We start from the raw sequence: 16,864 nt of genomic DNA, 5'->3' as shown, positions 1-16,864 counted from the left end.
GCTTACGCCTCCTTCAATGCGTAGCGTGCCAGCGCATCACGATCGATCTCGATGCCCAAGCCCGGCCCATCGGGAATGGAAACCACACCGTGACAGTGCTCGAGGGGCGTCTTGACCACCGCTTGGCGGAAAGGATTGTCGGTGCGGTCGAACTCGAGGATCGGCTCGATGGGGTCGCGCCGCGGCGGATTGGGCAGCATCGCTGCCATGAACTGCAGGCTGGCAGCGATGCATACGGCGGTACCCCATACGTGCGGCACCAGACGCACGCCATGCAGGGCCGCCATGTCGGCCACGCGGCGCATCTCGGAGAAGCCCCCCACGCCGCAGATATCGGGCTGCACGACGTCCACCGCGCGCGTAGTGAGCGGCTCGAGCATGGCATAGCGGCCGTGCCAGGTTTCGCCGCCGGCCACCGGGATGGGTTGGTCGGCACGCACCGCCCGATAAGCCGAGAGATGCTCGGGCAACACCGGCTCCTCGAACCAGTCGACCCCGAAGCGGGCGGCACGCTTGCCCACTTCCACCGCCTCCAGACAGTCGTAGCCGTGGTTGGCGTCGATCATCAGGCGCATCCCGGGGCCGATGGCCTCGCGTACCGCCTCGATGACGCGCAGATCCTCCTCGACGTCGAAGCCGATCTTGATCTTCACGGCGTGGAAGCCCTCGTCTCGATAGCCGGCCACCTCATGCGCGATGTCATTGACTCGGTCCACCCCTTCGCGACGGAAGGAACCGGTGGCGTAGGCCTTCACGCTGTCGCGAAAACGCCCACCCAGCAGTGTCGAGACGGGCACCCCGAAACGCTTGCCCTTGATGTCCCAAAGCGCAATGTCGATACCGCTCAGAGCGGTGACGGTCAAGCCTCGCTGGCCCTGATCACGCAGACGGTTGTAGAGCTCGAGCCAGAGTTTCTCGGTCTCCAGCGGATCGCGGCCGATCAGGCCCGTGGCATAGGCTTGGACGACGGCGGCATTGAGCAGGGCCGGTCCCAGGCACTCGCCCCAACCCACGGTGCCATCATCGCAGACGATCTCCACCAGACAGTGCTGGCGTCGCTTGAAGTGCATGGAAGCACTCTCGAAGGCCGTATCCAGCTCGTGGTCGAGAACATGAGTGTGTACAGCAGCAATCTTCATGGCGTATCAATCCTGTTGAGCGGGTCGTCACTGAAAGAAACGGGGTAGCGTCATCGACACCGCCGGCACGTAGGTCACCAGCATCAAGGCCACGAACAGGGCGAGATAGAAGGGCCAGATGGTGCGCACGGCCTGCTCGATCTTGATCTTTCCAATGACGCAGCCGACGAACAGACAAGCTCCCACGGGCGGGGTGCACAGGCCCAGGCCCAGGTTCATCATCATGATGATGCCGAACTGGATCGGATCCATGCCGAACTGAGCGGCGACCGGCAGGAATATCGGCGTGCAGATCAGGATCAGTGCCGCCATGTCCATGATCATGCCGAGCCCCAGCAACAGCAGGTTGAGCAGCAGGAAGATCACGATGGGATTGTCGGAGAGCGCCATCAGCGCTTCAGTGAGCAGCTGCGGCACGTTGTACATGGCCAGGAGATAGGAGAACGCCGAGGCGCAGCCCACCAGGATCATGACCAGAGCCGTGGTACGTACCGACTGCAACACCGCGGTCTTGAACGATTCCCAGCGCAGTTCGCGGTAGACCAGCCCAGTCACGACGATGGCGTAGATCGCCCCGAAGGCCCCGGACTCGGTCACGGTGAGAACCCCGGAAAGCACGCCACCGACGATGATCACTGCCGTCATCAAGCCCGGCAAGGCCTGGGCCAGGCTGATGATCAACACGTACCAGCCCGGAAAGGTCTCTCCCTTGTAACCGCGCCGCACGGCCACCAGATAGGCGGCCAACCCCAAGGTCAGGCACATGAGGATACCCGGCACGATGCCCGCCATGAACAACTGGGTAACCGAAATGCCGCCCCCGGCAGCCACGGCATAGAGAATCATGTTGTGGCTGGGGGGGATCACCACCCCGGCCACCGACGAAGTGACCGTGACGTTCACCGCATAATCCGCGTCGTAGCCCTTTTCCTTCATGACCGGCACGAGAATGGAGCCCAGCGCCGAGGTATCGGCCACCGCGGATCCGGAAATTCCACCGAACAGCATGGAGGAACTCACGTTGACGATGCCCAGCCCACCGCGCAGCCTGCCCACGGCCGCCGAGGCCAGGCGGACCAGACGGGTGGAAATGCCGCCGTGCAGCATCAACTCACCGGCGAAGATGAAAAACGGAATGGCCAGCAGGGAAAACACCGAGATCCCCGACAGAATCCGCTGGAAGGCCACGAACAGGGGTAGACCTTCGTACATGAAGGTGACTACCGCAGCCAGGCCCACGGCAAAAGCGACGGGCGCCCCGGCCAGCAGGCCCAGGAAGAACAGGCCAAACAGAATGGCAAGCCCCATGGTCAGTGTTCCTCTTGACGATTGATGCCAAACAGGCGAGCCAGAATGTTGGCCAGAGCGAACACCGTGATGAGAACGCCACAGATCACCAAAGGAGCCGCACGCCAGCTTTCCGACAGACCGATCATGGGTATCGCCCTCTCCAGGTTGGTAGCGACCAGCCCCCAGCCTTCATGGGCCATGAAGCCGCCGAAGACGACCACGAAAAGATCGGCCAGGTAACGCCCTAGGATTCGCAACGGTTCGGGCAACCCCTCACGCACGAAATCGATGCTCAGATGGGTATTGGCACGCACGCCGGCGGCGGCGCCCAGGCAGGTGATGTAGACCACCATCACCAGCGAGGCCTGCTCGACCCAGGTTGGCGTGTCATTGAGCACATAGCGCCCGAACACCAGCCAGCCGAAGATCGCGATCAACGCAACGAGCAGCACACCGGCCACCACCATGCAGCACCAGGCGATACCGTCCAGAATGCGACGGAGGATTTGTTGGAGTTGGTCCAGGTTCACGGTTGCCTCGGGCGATTCGAGATGAACTCTCACGCAGTACGCCTCCTGCCCTCCCGGCTTCATACCACCGGGAGGGCACCATGGTCAGCGATCAGTTGGATGAACGGATGGCGTCGATGAGCTCTTCCAGATCGGGGTTTTCCTCGATGAAGCCGGCATAGACCGGTTCCATCAGGTCCTGGAAGGGAGTCTTGTCTTCGATCTCATTGATTTCGACGCCGGCATCCAGAACGATCTCACGGCTCTCTTGCGAGCCCTCGACCCAGAGTTGGCGCTGCATTTGGGAAGCCTTGATCGCCTCTTCGCGAACGATCTCTTGGTCTTCCTCGGAAAGCGACTCCCAGCTCGCCTTGGCGATGCACAGGCACTCCGGAATGATCAGGTGCTCGGTGAGTGAATAGTATTCAGCGACCTCATAATGGTTGCTTGACTCGAAGGATGGGTAGTTATTCTCCGCGCCGTCGAGCACGCCCGTCTTCAAGGACTGGAAGACTTCCCCGTAGGCCATGGGCGTCGCATTGCCGCCCAGCGCCTCGATCATCTCGACATAGAGGTCGTTGTTCATGACGCGAATCTTCAGACCTTCGACATCCTCCGGCGCCTCGATCGGATGGCTTGTGTTGTAGAGGCTACGTGCCCCGGAATCGAACCACGACAAGGCAATCAGGTTCTTATCGGCCAAGGCATCGGCAAACTGCTGACCGATTTCGCCGTCCATCACCTCATGCATATGATCGATGCTATCGAAGATGAATGGTAGAGAAAGCACGTTGGTTTCATTCACGATGGGACCCATGGGACCCATGTTGAAGTTGGCGAAATCGAGGGCGCCATTGCGGGTCTGCTCGATGGCATCCGGTTGATCGCCGAGCACGGCATTGTTGTAGACCTGCGGCTCGATGCGACCTTCCGTTCTCTCGGCCACGCGCTCGGCGAAGGCCTCCAGTGCCTCGGTATTGGGGTAGCCCTCGGGGTGGATGTTCCAACCCCGCCAGCCTTCTGCCTGCACCGGCAGCGACATGGCACCCATGGCAGCCGTAACGGCCGCTGCGCAGACGGTTTTCTTCATGAACGTTGTTGTTTGCATGATGATTCCTCGTAAGGTTTCTGGCGATTCGGGAAAGGCGTTATAGTTGTTTGGCAGTTTCCACCAACGTCTCCAGCTGATGGCGCTCTTCGGAATTCGGCATGACCAAAGGCGCCCGGACACTGCCGGCCGGGCGGCCGATGATCTCGGCGCCGGCCTTGACCAGGCTGACGGCATAGCCTTTCTTCCGATCCCTGAGGTCCACGAAGGGAATGAAGAAGTCATTGGTGATCTGCTTGACGACCTCACTGTTTCCCTTGCGCAGCTCCTTGTAGAACTTCACGGCCATCTCGGGCACGAAGTTGAACACGGCAGATGAATAGGTATTGACACCGATGGCCAGATAGGCTTCGGCAAAAATCTCGGCGGTCGGCACGCCACCTACGTAAGCCAGTCGATCGCCGACCGTCTTGACGATCTTGTTGAGTGCTTGTATGTCGCCCTTGCCATCTTTCAAACCGACGAGATTCGGGCACTGGGCAACGAGCTTCTGTACCGAGAAAGCATCGAGCACCCCGTTTCCACGGTTGTAATAGATGACGTTGAGCTCGGTCGAGCCGCAGATCTGGCGTGCATACTCGACCAACCCCTCCTGAGGACACTCCGTCAGGTAAGGAGGCATCAACAGGATGCCGTCAGCACCCGCCTCTTCGGCTACCCTGGCAAAGGCCTTGCCGCTCTCGACGCTCAACCCCGCACTGGCGATCACCGGCAGCTTGCCGTCAACCGTCTCCACGGCCACGCGCACTACCTCACGGAACTCGTCGAGTGACAGATTGAAGAACTCTCCGGTACCGCCGGCCACGAAGATGGCGGAAATATCGTGGCTGATGAACCATTCCAGCCGCTGACGATAGCTCTCGCCATCGAAACGACCCTCGGTATCGAAGTCGGTGATGGGGAAGGACAAGAGCCCATCGCTCAGGGCCTGCTTGACGTCTGCTCTGGAAAACTTCACCCGGTCGTCCTCTCGTTTCGCCGCTAGTGAAGTCGACTGACATCGCGCGTACGGCACGGCAATCGACTTTGTAATACATCATACAACAAACCCTAGACGGAGAGCGCATGTATGACAATATCGACCATGGTCGAATCCCATGAACGCGTGATGAGCCTGCAGAAAAGCGACGGCCGTTCCTGAATCGTCGATTCGGTACGGCAATGGCGGCAACCGTGTCAGCCGCGACGCTGAATCACCGCCCGGCTCCCGGTCACCGCCTGAGGCGGTTCGCTCAAACGAGATCCGCCGGGGTGGTGAAACGAACGAAGTGCGCGCAGCCGGCCGCCCAGACGTCGGCCTCGAGTTCGGCCACGGCGGCGGTGGGAAAGCCGAGACCACGCTCGGCTCGCCCCTCGACCAGCAGACCGGTGAGCGCGCCGACCAACGGCATATGGCTCACCAGCAGCAGCGGGCCCTGCCCGGCCCGTTCGAGTAGCCAGTCGACGACGGCCTCAGGTGGATCGTCGGGAGTCACGATCGGCAGCGTCTCGAACTGGATGGCCAAGGCCTCGGCAACCGCTTCGGCCGTCTGCTGCGCACGCACGTAGGGGCTGGCGAACAGCCGTAGCCGTGACGCCGCGATTTCATCCCGTGCGGCCAGCCAGTCCGCCATGCGCTGCGCCTCCTGCTCCCCCTGGGCGGTCAGCTCGCGGGCGGCATCGGGGCTGCCCGGGCCAGCCTCGCCGTGGCGCATGATCAGTAGGCGCTCACTCATCGCGGGCCTCACCTTCATCGCCGGCCTCCACGCGTCGATGGGCCTTCTGGACGTCTTCCCGCGGCAGGATGAACTCCACGTCGCTACTTTGTTCGCCGCGCATCAGCAGACGGGCCATCTCGCGCGCCGGCACCCCCTCGAAGAGCACCTGATAGAGACCCTCGGCGAGCGGCATGTAGACCCCCTCCTCGCGCGCCTTGTTGCGCACCAGGCGGACGGTATTGACGCCCTCGGCCACCTGTCCCAGTGCCGCCACGGCCTCGTCGAGAGACCTGCCCTCGCCAAGGGCGAAGCCGACCCGGTAGTTGCGCGACAGGTTCGATGAGCAAGTGACGATCAAGTCGCCCACGCCGGCCAGCCCGAGAAACGTCATGGGATTGGCACCGCGCGCCACGGCGAAGCGGCCCATTTCCGCCAGGGCCCGGGTCAGCAACATGCTGCGGGTGTTCTCGCCCATGCCCAGCGCCGCAGCCATCCCGGCGGCGATGGCGTAGATGTTCTTGAGCGAGCCGCCCAGCTCGACCCCATAGCGGTCGTTGCTGGCATAGACGCGAAAGTAGTCGCAGCCCAGCGCCTGCTGAACCCGGGTACGCGTCAGGGCATCGTCGCTGGCCACCACCGTGGCGGTGAGCTGCTTCTGGGCGATCTCGGTGGCCAGGTTGGGGCCCGAGATCACGCCGATGTGAGTGAACCCCGTCTCCTCCTCGAGGATCTGGCTCATCAGCTTGAAGCCCGTCTCCTGAATGCCCTTGGTAGTGCTGACCAGAATCTGGTCGGCCTCGAGCCAGGGAAGCGCCTGACGCACCACATCGCGAAACGCCTGGGAAGGAATCGCCACTAGAACCAGCTCGGCCCCGACGAGCACCTCGGCCATGTCGTTGGAAGCCCGCACGTCAGGGTTGATGGCATAGTCGGGCAGATAGCGGTCGTTGCGGTGTTCCCGGTTGATCTGGGCGGCGAGGCCGGGGTCGCGCAGCCACTGGCGCACCTCGGCACCGTTGTCGGCAGCAATGCTGGCCAGCGCCGTGCCGAAGCTGCCGCCACCGAGCACCGCCACACGTCTGGGTTGATCGGACATGGTCGCCCCATAGCAAGTCGAAGATGCGGGCATTGTAACGAAAAACGCCTTCACTACGGGACGATCCCGGTGAAGGCGTCTCGATCCCGGGCGCTGCGGCCAGGGGCAGCCTCAGTCGATCAGCGGCAGCAGGTCGTCGATACTCTTGCGCGCATCGCCGTAGAACATCCGGGTGTTCTCCTTGAAGAACAGCGGGTTCTCGATGCCGGAGTAGCCCGTACCCTGGCCTCGCTTGCAGACGAAGACGTGCTTGGCTTTCCACACCTCGAGCACCGGCATGCCGGCGATGGGACTGTTGGGATCCTCCTGGGCGGCGGGATTGACGATGTCGTTGGAGCCGATGACGATCACCGCATCGGTATCGGGGAAGTCGTCGTTGATCTCCTCCATCTCCAGCACGATGTCGTAGGGCACCTTGGCCTCGGCGAGCAGCACGTTCATGTGCCCCGGCAAACGCCCGGCCACCGGATGAATGCCGAAGCGCACGTTCTTGCCGGCGGCGCGCAGCTTGCGCACCAGCTCACTGACCGCATTCTGGGCCTGGGCCACGGCCATGCCGTACCCCGGCACGATGATCACGCTATCGGCGTCATTCAGGGCACTGGCCACGCCGCTAGCATCGATGGCCACCTGCTCGCCTTCGATGGCCGCCGCTTCACCCTGGCTGCCGCCGAAGCCGCCGAGAATGACGTTGATGAAGTTGCGGTTCATCGCCTTGCACATGATGTACGACAGAATGGCGCCCGAAGAGCCCACCAGCGCCCCGGTGACGATCAGCAGATCGTTGGAGAGCGTGAAGCCGATGGCCGCCGCCGCCCAGCCGGAGTAGCTGTTGAGCATCGACACCACCACCGGCATGTCGGCACCGCCGATCCCCATGATCAGGTGCCAGCCGATGAAGAACGACAATGCGGCCAGCAGCAGCAGCGTCCAGAAGCCCGCCCCGTTGAGGTAGGCAACGGCCAGCACCAAGCACAGTACGGCGGACACCGCGTTGAGCATGTGTCCGCCGGGCAGTTGCTTGGGCTTGCCATCCACCTTGCCGGCCAGCTTGCCGAAGGCGACCACCGAACCGGTGAAGGTCACCGCGCCAATGAAGATGGCGAACACCACCTCGAGCTGCAGGAAGGTCAGCTCGGCCGGCGTCTTGGTGGCCACCAGGGCGGCGAAGGCCGAGAAGCCGTCGGTCGCGGCACCGGCAGCCTGGGCTGCAGCGACCCGAGTACGCTCCATGTCGGCATTCCAGGCCACGAAGACCGCGGCCAGGCCGACGAAAGAGTGCAGCGCCGCCACCAGCTGCGGCATCTCGGTCATCTCGACCTTCTTGGCCACGTACCAGCCCGCTCCGGCGCCGACGATCATCATCGGAATCATCCACCAGTAGCCGCCGATGCCCGGCCCGAAAGCGGTGAAGAACACCGCCACCGCCATGCCGACGATGCCGTACCACACCGCCCGTTTGGCCTTTTCCTGGTTGCTCAGCCCCCCCAGCGAGAGGATGAACAGCACGCTTGCCGCGATCGAGGCGGCAGACACGAATCCTTGACCCAACATAGTCTCTCTCCGCCGCTCAGGATTTCTGGAACATGGCAAGCATCCGGCGCGTGACCAGGAAGCCCCCCACGATGTTGATGGTGGCGATCAGCACCGAGATCGCTGCCAGCAGCGTCACGATGCCGCTGCCCGAGCCGATCTGCAGGATCGCCCCCAGCAGGATGATGCCCGAGATGGCATTGGTCACCGCCATCAGCGGCGTATGCAGTGAGTGGCTGACCCCCCAGATGACCTGGAAGCCGACGAAACAAGCCAGCACGAAAACGATGAAGTGCTGCATGAACGACGCCGGCGCCACTTGGCCGAGCAGCAGCATCAAAGCCCCGCCGACGCCCAGCAGCGTCACCTGACGCTTGGTCTGCGCCTTGAAGGTGGCGAGTTCGGCGGCCTTCTTCTCCTCCGGCGTCGGCTCCTTCTCCTTGGGTTTGGGCTTGGCCGAAGCGATGGCCTTCACCTTGGGCGGCGGCGGCGGGAACGTGATCTCGCCCTGGTGGGTCACCGTGGCACCGCGGATCACGTCGTCTTCCATGTCATGCACGACCGTCCCGTCTTTCTCGGGAGTCAGATCGGTGAGCATGTGACGGATGTTGGTGGAATAGAGCAGCGAGGCCTGCGTGGCCATGCGCGAGGGAAAGTCCGTGTAGCCGACGATCGTCACGCCATTGTCGGTCACCACCTTCTCGTCCGGCTTGGTCAGGTCGCAGTTGCCGCCCTTCTCGGCGGCCAGGTCGACGATCACCGAGCCCGGCTTCATGGCCTTGACCATGTCTTCCAGCCATAGCTTGGGCGCCGGCTTGCCGGGAATCAGCGCCGTGGTGATGACGATGTCGACGTCCGGGGCCTGCTCGCGGAAGCACTCGAGCTGCTTCTCGCGGAACTCGGGACTGGAGGGCGCGGCATAGCCGCCGCTCTCCGCGCCGTCCTGGCTCTCGTCGAAGTCGAGGAACAGGAACTCGGCGCCCATGGACTCAATCTGCTCGGCCACCTCGGGGCGCACGTCGAAGGCGCGCACCACGGCACCCAGGCTGGCGGCCGTGCCAATGGCGGAGAGCCCCGCCACGCCAGCGCCGACCACCAGCACCTTGGCCGGCGGCACCTTGCCCGCGGCGGTCACCTGGCCGGTGAAGAAGCGCCCGAAGTTGTTGCCGGCCTCGATCACCGCACGATAGCCGGCGATGTTGGCCATGGACGACAGGGCGTCCATCTTCTGCGCCCGCGAGATGCGCGGCACCATGTCCATGGCGACGACGGTGGCGCCCTTGGCGCGGCACTGCTCGAGCAACGCCTCGTTCTGTGCCGGCCAGAAGAAGCTGATCAGCGTCTGTCCTTCACGCAGATGGCCCACCTCTTCGTCGAGGGGCTCGCGCACCTTGATCACCACCTCGGCATCGCGCCACAGCGCCTCGGCACCATCGACCACGGTGACGCCGGCGCGGCGGTAGGCGTCGTCGTCAAAACCGGCAGCGGCGCCGGCCCCGGATTCTATCAAGCAGTCGTGTCCAAGCTTCTGGATGAGCTGCGCGCTGTCAGGTGTCAGCGCGACGCGCGCCTCACCGTTGGCGAGCTCCTTGGGTGCACCAATCTTCACGTTGGATCTCCCTTGTGGTTATTGATAAACCTGCAAGTGTCGGCACGGTCATTCATACCTGACGGTGCCGCGATGCACAACCGGCGGCCGGCCAGACAACAGCCCCACCAATGTAGCACTATCCGGCTGAAATTTCGGAAGAAGCGCATGCTCTTACGTTGACGTAAAGCGCGCCGACAACGCCGCGCCGGATACGCGAAGGCCGCCCGAAGGCGGCCTGTGCAGGAGATTGGCACCGCCGTGGCGGCACCGACAGCAGGGCTGGATCAAGCGCTCAACAGGGCATTGAGCCGCTTGACGTAGGCGGCCGGGTCGTCGAGCTGACCGCCTTCGGCGATGATCGCCTGATCGAGCAGTACGCGCGCCAGATCGCCGAAGCCCTCGCCCTCGGCCGCCTCGAGGCGGGACACCAGACCGTGTTCGGGGTTGAGCTCTAGGATCGGCTTCACCTCCGGCAGCTTCTGGCCGGCGGCCTCCATGATGCGGCGCATCTGAAAGCCCATCTCATGCTCGGGCAGCACCACGCAGGCCGGCGAATCGGTCAGGCGATGGGTCACCTTGACCTCTTGAACCTCGTCGCCGAGCGCTTCCTTGACGCGCTTGACCAGATCCTCCTTGGCCTTGGCGGTCTCCTCCTGGGCCTTCTTCTCCTCCTCGCCCTCGATCTCGCCGAGGTCGAGCTCGCCCTTGGCCACGTCGACGAAGCTCTTGCCGTCGAACTCGGTGAGGTGGCTCATCAGCCACTCGTCGATGCGGTCGGAGAGCAACAGTACCTCGATGCCTTTCTTGCGGAAGATCTCGAGATGCGGGCTGTTCTTCACCGCATTGAAGCCGTCGGCCACGATGTAGTAGATCTTCTGCTGCCCTTCCTTCATGCGCTCGACGTAGTCGGCCAGGGACTGGTCCTGGGTGGCGCTGTCGGTGTGGGTGGTGGAGAAGCGCAGCAGGCCCGCGATCTTCTCGCGGTTGGCGAAATCCTCCGCCGGGCCTTCCTTCAATACGCTGCCGAAGGTGTTCCAGAAGGTCTGATAGGCCTCCTTGTCCTTGGCCAGTTTCTTCAGCATGTCCAGCGCCCGTTTGGTCAGCGCGCTCTTGATCTTCTCGACCTGCGGGTCCTGCTGCAGCAGCTCGCGGGAAACGTTGAGCGACAGGTCTCGGGTATCGAGCACGCCCTTGATGAAGCGTAGGTAGAGCGGCAGGAACTGCTCGGCGTCGTCCATGATGAAGACGCGCTGTACGTAGAGCTTGACGCCACGGGCGCCATCGCGTTCGTAGAGATCGAAAGGCGCGCGCCCCGGCACGTAGAGCAGGCTGGTGTACTCCAGCTTGCCCTCGACCTTGTTGTGGCTCCAGGTCAGCGGATCGCTGAAGTCGTGGGCGACGTGCTTGTAGAAGGCCTTGTACTCGTCGTCGGAGATCTCGCTCTTGGGGCGCACCCACAGGGCGGTCGCCTCGTTGACGGTCTCCCACACGGTGCGCTCGGTGCCTTCGATCGGCTTGCCCTCGTCGTCGCGATCACTCTCGACCTTGGGCATGCGCACCGGCACCTCGATGTGGTCGGAGTACTTGCGCACCAGGTTCTTGAGACGGAAGTCGTCGGCGAACTCCTGGGCGTCTTCCTTCAGGTGCAGGACGATCTCGGTACCGTGACGCGCCAGCTCGGCGTCGGCTACGGTGAACTCGCCCTCGCCCTTGGAGTGCCACTCGACGCCCTCTTCGGCAGAGGTGCCCGCCTTGCGGGTGCGCACCGTCACCTCGTCGGCGACGATGAAACTGGAGTAGAACCCCACCCCGAACTGGCCGATCAACCGAGCGTCCTTCTGCTGCTCGCCGGTGAGCTGCTTGAGGAACTCGGCGGTGCCGCTGCGTGCGATGGTACCGAGATTCTCGATCACCTCGTCGCGATTCATGCCGACGCCGTTGTCGCGCACGGTGACGGTACCGGCCTCGCTGTCGTGCTCGATCTCGATGCGCAGTTCGCTGTCGCCTTCATAGAGCTCATCGTTGTCCAGCGCCGCATAACGCAGCTTGTCGCAGGCGTCGGCACCGTTGGAAATCAGCTCGCGCAGGAATATCTCCCGGTTCGAGTACAGGGAGTGAATCATCAGATGCAGCAGCTGCTTGACCTCGGTCTGGAAGCCGAGCGTTTCCTCGCGGGTAGCAGTGGACATGGACCTTTCACCTCATGGCTTGAACCAGCGACGACGCCCCGATGGCGTCGCCCGTCAATGAACTGCCAAGCGATATGGGGGTGGGTCCGACGATTTCAAGCACCCTCTTCGAGGCTTTCGGGGGCACTCAGCACGAAATGCAGGCGTGCCGTGGCCACGGGTTCGGATTCGCTGCGCTGCCAGGCCGAGACCTGCACGTTAGCCAGGCGCCGGCCCTCGCGCAGCAGCGCGCAACGCGCCTGGGTGGGCTCGACGCGGGCGGTACGCAGGTAGTCGATGGAAACGTCGACGATGCGCGGCAGGCGCGGCTCGCGGGCGGCGAGCATCAGGTCCAGCGTCGCGGCGGTTTCCATAAAGGCCGCCACCACGCCGCCGTGCAGTGCCGGCAGCAACACGTTGCCCACGTTGCCCTCCCGGGGCTCGAGCCGAAAGAGCAGCCCCTCGCCCTGCGGGTCCAGCTCGGCGCTGACACCGATGCGCTGCGCATAGGGAATCAGCGCCAGCCAGGCGGCGACATCACCCTCGGCGCGGGTCTTCTCCAGCCAGGCCACGTCGTGGAAGCCTTCAAACATGGGACGGCTCCTCGTCCTCGGCAAACAGCGCCTCGACGAACCCCGCAGGGGTATTGCGTGGCCCCAGACGCACGAAGTTGGCGATACCCCTGGCGACGGGACGTTCCACCGACTCCTGCCATAGCAGCCCCTCGGTGAAGACGACCGACTCGGAGACGCGCACCGCCCGCGCGCTGGCCCAGATCGGCTGCCCCCCCGCGGCCGGCCGGAAATGATCGACGCGCAGGTCGAGCGTCGGGCACACCTCGGGAGTGGGCAGCGCACAGAGCACCGCGGAGCCGCAGGCCGTGTCGAGCAGCATGGTGAGAACCCCGCCGTGGACCAGGCCGCGTGCGGCATCACCGAGTAGGTCGTCGCTCCAGGGCAGGCGCAGGCGAACTTCGGGCGGGTCGACCGCCATCACCTCCAGCCCCAGCTCCCGAGTATGGGGAATCACGGTCACGAAACGCGTCAGCGCCCGTTGCCACGCTTCGCCACTCACCGTCGCAGTCGCCCCGCCTTGCTCTCGCTGACTCACGCCACTCTCCCGACTTAAAACAATCGTTTGATCGCCATTCCGGAAGCCTAGCCGCGAGCCGCGAACAAGGCAAGCGAGGCAAGCGAGGCAAGCGCTCACTATCCGCGCAGCTCTCTAATGTACGGAGATTTCGCATTCACCCTCTACTCAAAACCCTCATCATGGGCGAGGATGACGGTCGATGACTCCAACCGGCCTGAGACCGATATCATGCGCCCATGCCTCCTGAATCGCCATATCGCCACCTGGCTGACCGCTGCCACCCTGTGCCTCATAACACCCTCACTGTTCGCCCAGCCCAGCGATGCCTCACTGCGCAATGCGCTGGAGGCAGCACGCGCGCAGCAGTGGGACAGGGTCGACATGGCGGCCATCGAGGGGCATCCGCTGATCGGGTACATCGACTATCACCGCCTGCGCGAGCGACTGCCCGAGATCGGGCCCGAGCGCATACTCGCCTTCATCGAGCGCTATGCCGACTCGCCGCTGGGCGAGTGGCTGCGCGGCCAGGCCATCGCCCGCTACGGGGCGGCCGGCCGTTTCCGCTTCCTGCGCCAGGTCGCCGATGGTGAACCGCAAGGCACGCATCGCCGGTGCTACTACTACACGGCCCTGTTGGACGTCGATCCCGAGACGGCCGCCGAAGGTGGCCGTGCCCTCTGGCACACCGGCAGCTCCCAGCCCGAAGCCTGCGACACCCTGTTCGACACCCTGCGCACCCGCGGCGAGATCGGCAATCAGGAGATCTGGGAGCGTCAGGCCCTCGCCTGGCAGCAGGGCGAGTCCGGCCTCGTGCGCTACCTCGGGCGCTTGCTGGGCAGCCGCTGGCAAGAGGCCAACGACGCTCTGTCTCGTTTGCAGCAGGATTTTGCCGCCGTCACCCAGGTACCGCGCTGCATCGGCCCTGAGTGCCGCGGCAGCGATGCCCTGTTCGCCGCAGCCATGCACGGCTTCACGCGTGCCGACACCGAGGCGGCACTGGAGTCCTGGCGGCAGATCGCCCCACATCTTCCCCTGTCGGACAGCGTCCACGATGCCATCGAGCACGATCTGGCCTTCTATCTGATGGTGCGCGACATCGACGCTCACGCCGGCTGGCGCGACGCTATCATCGCACGCCAAGCGGAGCCGGACCTGCTCGAACTGCGGGTGCGCACGGCACTCGCCGAGCGCGACTGGCAGGGGGTGATCGACTGGGTTCACCGCATGCCCGACGAGCCGCGGCAGGAAGCACGCTGGCAGTACTGGCTGGGACGCGCCCTGGAACGGCTCAGCGATCCGGCTACGGCACGCCAGGCCTACGCCGCCGCGGCCGATCAGCGCAGCTTTTTTGGCTTTGCCGCGGCCGACCGCCTCGGCCAACCCTATGCGCTCAACTTGGAGCGCAACGCCGTCTCTGCCGCAGCCCGTGAACGGGTGGCCGCCTTGCCCATCGTCGAGCGCACCGAAGCGTTGCTGCGAATCGACGAACCGGGGCTGGCCGCCAGCGAGTGGTACGCCGCCGTGGCCCGTGCCGAACCACAGGAGGCGCGAGCCCTGGCCGACTACGCCGCCCAGCGCGGCTGGCATGCCAAGCTGGTACAGACCACCATCGCCGGCCGACTCTGGGATGCCCTGGAATGGCGCTTCCCCGAAGCCTACCGCGATGACTTCCTGCACTGGGGGGATGCCACCGGTGTCGACCCCTACCTGCTGATGGGTATCGCCCGGCGCGAGAGCGCCTACAACCCGGAGGCACTCTCCCCCGCCGGAGCACGCGGGCTGATGCAACTGATGCCGGGCACTGCCCGCCAGGTAGGCCAGCAGTTGGGCATCGGCGACCCGGGACTCCATGGAGTGCTCGACCCGGCCCTCAACATCCGCCTGGGCAGTACCTACCTGCGTGACATGCTGGAGCGCTATCGCGGCAACCGCCTGGCCGCGGCCGCGGCCTACAACGCCGGCCCCGGCCGTGTCGACCGCTGGCTACGTGATGGGCCGCAAGACTTCGACCTATTCGTCGAGAGCATCCCCTTTCGCGAAACCCGTGACTACGTTCAAGCCGTACTCGCGTACCGGGTGATCTTCGAAAGCCTCGCCAACGGTGGCGACAGCGAAGGCGTCTCGCTGCTCAGCGCGGCAGAGAAACGCGTGCGCTACGACGCCTCGCTGCTGGCCAGGAACTGACCGGCTTCGCCGGGAGCTGGAAGAACGCCTGCTTCGCAGGCTTAAGCTTGAAGCTGAAAGACAGCATGAATTCGCCACCCTGGGTTTCACAAGCCCTTTCTTCCAGCTTCCAGGAGCGAAGCGACGCTCTTCAGGCTTCAAACTCCCGGACGCAGTCCGGGCGGTCAGCCCGGCTGGCGCTCCAGCGCCAGCTTCAGTCCAAAGACGATCAGCACCGTGCCGGTCAGTCCATTGAGCCAGCGGGAAAACGTGCGGCTCGCCAACAGGCGCCCAAGCCTGCCCACCATGACGGCGATCGCGATCTGCCAGAGATTGGCGATCACGAAGTGCACGCCGGCCAGAAACAGCGACTTGACCAGCGCCGGGTCGCCCGAGGCAATGAACTGCGGCAGAAAGGCCATGTAGAAGACCACCGTCTTGGGGTTGAGCACGTTGGACAGCAGTCCCTCGCGCAGCGGCCGCCACGCCGGCACGCGCTCGTGCTTCTCTTGCCCCACGCCAGCCACCGGCAACGCCTGCCCACGACGCGCGGCCAACAGGCTGGCTAGCCCCAACCAGATCAGATAGGCCGCCCCTGCCAGCTTGAGCACGCCAAAGGCCCAGGCTGACTGCAGCAGGATCAGCGAGATGCCCAGCGCCGAGATGGCCGCATGCACGAAGAGCCCACAACAGATCGCCAGGCTGGTCAGCACGCCGTCGCGTACGCCACCCCGGGCGGTATTGCGGATCACCAGCAGGGTATCCACACCAGGGCTCAGGGTCAGCAAGGTGATGGCAATCAAGAACGGCCAGAACTGGGCATCCAGCAGCATGATGGGGCTCCCGCAAGTCGAAGCGTCAAAGGCAGTGAGGCGTCGATTCTACCCGATCCCGCCTTTCAGGAGGCGCCACGCCCCCTCCCGGCACGCGACATTTCTTCCCTGGACGCTCTCGAGTTTTCACTCTACATTGGGATTGGCGGGCACCGGTGCCGGGGGTGGCGCTCAGCTTGACGCTCCCTTCGGCCCTGATGCATCATCCGCTGCGTTGGACAGCAAGTAGAACGACGTCAGTTGTATTTCGATTTGTCGATACACCCGAAGCGCACTCTCACTTGTCTTGCCCACGCACTTCGGGCCCGGCACGGCCGTGTGCCCAGCACGATCCATCAGTAAGCATGCAAGGAAATCGACAATGGCAACTGGCACTGTCAAGTGGTTCAACGACACCAAGGGCTACGGCTTCATCTCTCCGGACGACGGCGGTGACGATCTGTTCGCCCACTTCTCCGAAATTCAGGCTGAAGGCTTCAAGTCCCTGCAGGATGGCCAGAAGGTCTCCTTCGAGGTCACCCAGGGCAAGAAAGGCCTTCAGGCCTCCAACATCCGAGTGACCGACTGAGGCATCGCCTCAGCCGAATCGCCATCGCCGGAGCGATGGCGATTCGCAAGAAAAGGCCCACCTTGGTGGGCCTTTTT

15 protein-coding genes are annotated in these 16,864 nt (G+C 64.0%); 2 read left to right on the top strand and 13 right to left on the bottom strand.

The window, feature by feature from the left end:
* Nucleotides 1–2 precede the first annotated feature (2 nt).
* From GFD32_RS12775 to GFD32_RS12720, 12 genes are all read right to left on the bottom strand, one after another.
* On the bottom strand, nt 3–1,139 hold the full coding sequence (locus GFD32_RS12775; RefSeq protein WP_163576995.1) for a mandelate racemase/muconate lactonizing enzyme family protein: 1,137 nt from the start codon (nt 1,137–1,139) through the stop codon (nt 3–5).
* Nucleotides 1,140–1,166: 27 nt separating this feature from the next.
* Nucleotides 1,167–2,447 carry a TRAP transporter large permease gene (locus GFD32_RS12770; RefSeq protein ID WP_163576994.1) on the bottom strand — a complete coding sequence of 427 codons (1,281 nt, stop codon included), beginning with the start codon at nt 2,445–2,447 and terminating at the stop codon, nt 1,167–1,169.
* Nucleotides 2,448–2,449: 2 nt separating this feature from the next.
* Nucleotides 2,450–2,992: a TRAP transporter small permease gene (locus GFD32_RS12765; protein ID WP_240455639.1), complete on the bottom strand. Its 543-nt coding sequence runs from the start codon at nt 2,990–2,992 to the stop codon at nt 2,450–2,452.
* A 58-nt stretch (nt 2,993–3,050) separates the two neighbouring features.
* Nucleotides 3,051–4,046 (bottom strand): TRAP transporter substrate-binding protein, encoded by a 996-nt coding sequence (locus GFD32_RS12760; protein WP_163576992.1) that lies wholly within the window; start codon nt 4,044–4,046, stop codon nt 3,051–3,053.
* Nucleotides 4,047–4,086: 40 nt separating this feature from the next.
* A complete protein-coding gene (gene kdgD / locus GFD32_RS12755) occupies nt 4,087–5,004 on the bottom strand; it encodes a 5-dehydro-4-deoxyglucarate dehydratase (protein WP_163576991.1) in 918 nt (305 codons plus the stop codon).
* A 274-nt stretch (nt 5,005–5,278) separates the two neighbouring features.
* Nucleotides 5,279–5,761: a phosphohistidine phosphatase SixA gene (gene sixA / locus GFD32_RS12750; protein WP_163576990.1), complete on the bottom strand. Its 483-nt coding sequence runs from the start codon at nt 5,759–5,761 to the stop codon at nt 5,279–5,281.
* Nucleotides 5,754–6,839, bottom strand: a complete 1,086-nt coding sequence (locus tag GFD32_RS12745; protein ID WP_163576989.1) for an NAD(P)H-dependent glycerol-3-phosphate dehydrogenase — start codon at nt 6,837–6,839, stop codon at nt 5,754–5,756. Before GFD32_RS12745 ends, sixA begins: the two co-directional genes overlap by 8 nt.
* Nucleotides 6,840–6,950: 111 nt before the next feature.
* Nucleotides 6,951–8,393 carry an NAD(P)(+) transhydrogenase (Re/Si-specific) subunit beta gene (locus GFD32_RS12740; protein ID WP_163576988.1) on the bottom strand — a complete coding sequence of 481 codons (1,443 nt, stop codon included), beginning with the start codon at nt 8,391–8,393 and terminating at the stop codon, nt 6,951–6,953.
* Nucleotides 8,394–8,409: 16 nt separating this feature from the next.
* The gene (locus GFD32_RS12735) at nt 8,410–9,981 is read right to left on the bottom strand and encodes a Re/Si-specific NAD(P)(+) transhydrogenase subunit alpha (RefSeq protein WP_163576987.1); all 1,572 of its coding nucleotides are present in this window, start codon (nt 9,979–9,981) and stop codon (nt 8,410–8,412) included.
* A 266-nt stretch (nt 9,982–10,247) separates the two neighbouring features.
* On the bottom strand, nt 10,248–12,152 hold the full coding sequence (htpG, locus tag GFD32_RS12730; RefSeq protein ID WP_163576986.1) for a molecular chaperone HtpG: 1,905 nt from the start codon (nt 12,150–12,152) through the stop codon (nt 10,248–10,250).
* Nucleotides 12,153–12,247: 95 nt separating this feature from the next.
* On the bottom strand, nt 12,248–12,724 hold the full coding sequence (locus GFD32_RS12725; protein WP_163576985.1) for a PaaI family thioesterase: 477 nt from the start codon (nt 12,722–12,724) through the stop codon (nt 12,248–12,250).
* Nucleotides 12,717–13,241 (bottom strand): PaaI family thioesterase, encoded by a 525-nt coding sequence (locus GFD32_RS12720; protein ID WP_240455638.1) that lies wholly within the window; start codon nt 13,239–13,241, stop codon nt 12,717–12,719. Before GFD32_RS12720 ends, GFD32_RS12725 begins: the two co-directional genes overlap by 8 nt.
* Before the next feature lie 210 nt (nt 13,242–13,451).
* Here GFD32_RS12720 and GFD32_RS12715 point away from each other — a divergent pair, with 210 nt between their 5' ends.
* Nucleotides 13,452–15,407: a transglycosylase SLT domain-containing protein gene (locus GFD32_RS12715; protein ID WP_163576984.1), complete on the top strand. Its 1,956-nt coding sequence runs from the start codon at nt 13,452–13,454 to the stop codon at nt 15,405–15,407.
* 164 nt (nt 15,408–15,571) lie between these two features.
* On the opposite strand, the gene GFD32_RS12710 is transcribed toward GFD32_RS12715, so the two are convergent.
* Nucleotides 15,572–16,219, bottom strand: a complete 648-nt coding sequence (locus tag GFD32_RS12710; RefSeq protein WP_163576983.1) for a LysE family translocator — start codon at nt 16,217–16,219, stop codon at nt 15,572–15,574.
* A 361-nt stretch (nt 16,220–16,580) separates the two neighbouring features.
* On the opposite strand from GFD32_RS12710, the gene GFD32_RS12705 reads away from it, so the two are divergent.
* On the top strand, nt 16,581–16,787 hold the full coding sequence (locus GFD32_RS12705) for a cold-shock protein (protein ID WP_089687709.1): 207 nt from the start codon (nt 16,581–16,583) through the stop codon (nt 16,785–16,787).
* Nucleotides 16,788–16,864: the final 77 nt, after the last annotated feature.

Source organism: Halomonas faecis, from assembly GCF_010993975.1.
Classification (GTDB): domain Bacteria; phylum Pseudomonadota; class Gammaproteobacteria; order Pseudomonadales; family Halomonadaceae; genus Halomonas; species Halomonas faecis.
The sequence above is the reverse complement of the archived record's forward strand: the minus strand, read 5'-3'. Positions and strand labels throughout refer to the sequence as shown.

Coding starts and splice junctions, on each gene's coding strand:
- GFD32_RS12775 (WP_163576995.1), bottom strand. CDS start 1,139: ATGAAGATTGCTGCTGTACACACTCATGTTCTCGACCACGAGCTGGAT.
- GFD32_RS12725 (WP_163576985.1), bottom strand. CDS start 12,724: ATGTTTGAAGGCTTCCACGACGTGGCCTGGCTGGAGAAGACCCGCGCC.
- GFD32_RS12770 (WP_163576994.1), bottom strand. CDS start 2,447: ATGGGGCTTGCCATTCTGTTTGGCCTGTTCTTCCTGGGCCTGCTGGCC.
- sixA (WP_163576990.1), bottom strand. CDS start 5,761: ATGAGTGAGCGCCTACTGATCATGCGCCACGGCGAGGCTGGCCCGGGC.
- GFD32_RS12715 (WP_163576984.1), top strand. CDS start 13,452: ATGCGCCCATGCCTCCTGAATCGCCATATCGCCACCTGGCTGACCGCT.
- htpG (WP_163576986.1), bottom strand. CDS start 12,152: ATGTCCACTGCTACCCGCGAGGAAACGCTCGGCTTCCAGACCGAGGTC.
- GFD32_RS12740 (WP_163576988.1), bottom strand. CDS start 8,393: ATGTTGGGTCAAGGATTCGTGTCTGCCGCCTCGATCGCGGCAAGCGTG.
- GFD32_RS12745 (WP_163576989.1), bottom strand. CDS start 6,839: ATGTCCGATCAACCCAGACGTGTGGCGGTGCTCGGTGGCGGCAGCTTC.
- GFD32_RS12760 (WP_163576992.1), bottom strand. CDS start 4,046: ATGCAAACAACAACGTTCATGAAGAAAACCGTCTGCGCAGCGGCCGTT.
- GFD32_RS12705 (WP_089687709.1), top strand. CDS start 16,581: ATGGCAACTGGCACTGTCAAGTGGTTCAACGACACCAAGGGCTACGGC.
- GFD32_RS12710 (WP_163576983.1), bottom strand. CDS start 16,219: ATGCTGCTGGATGCCCAGTTCTGGCCGTTCTTGATTGCCATCACCTTG.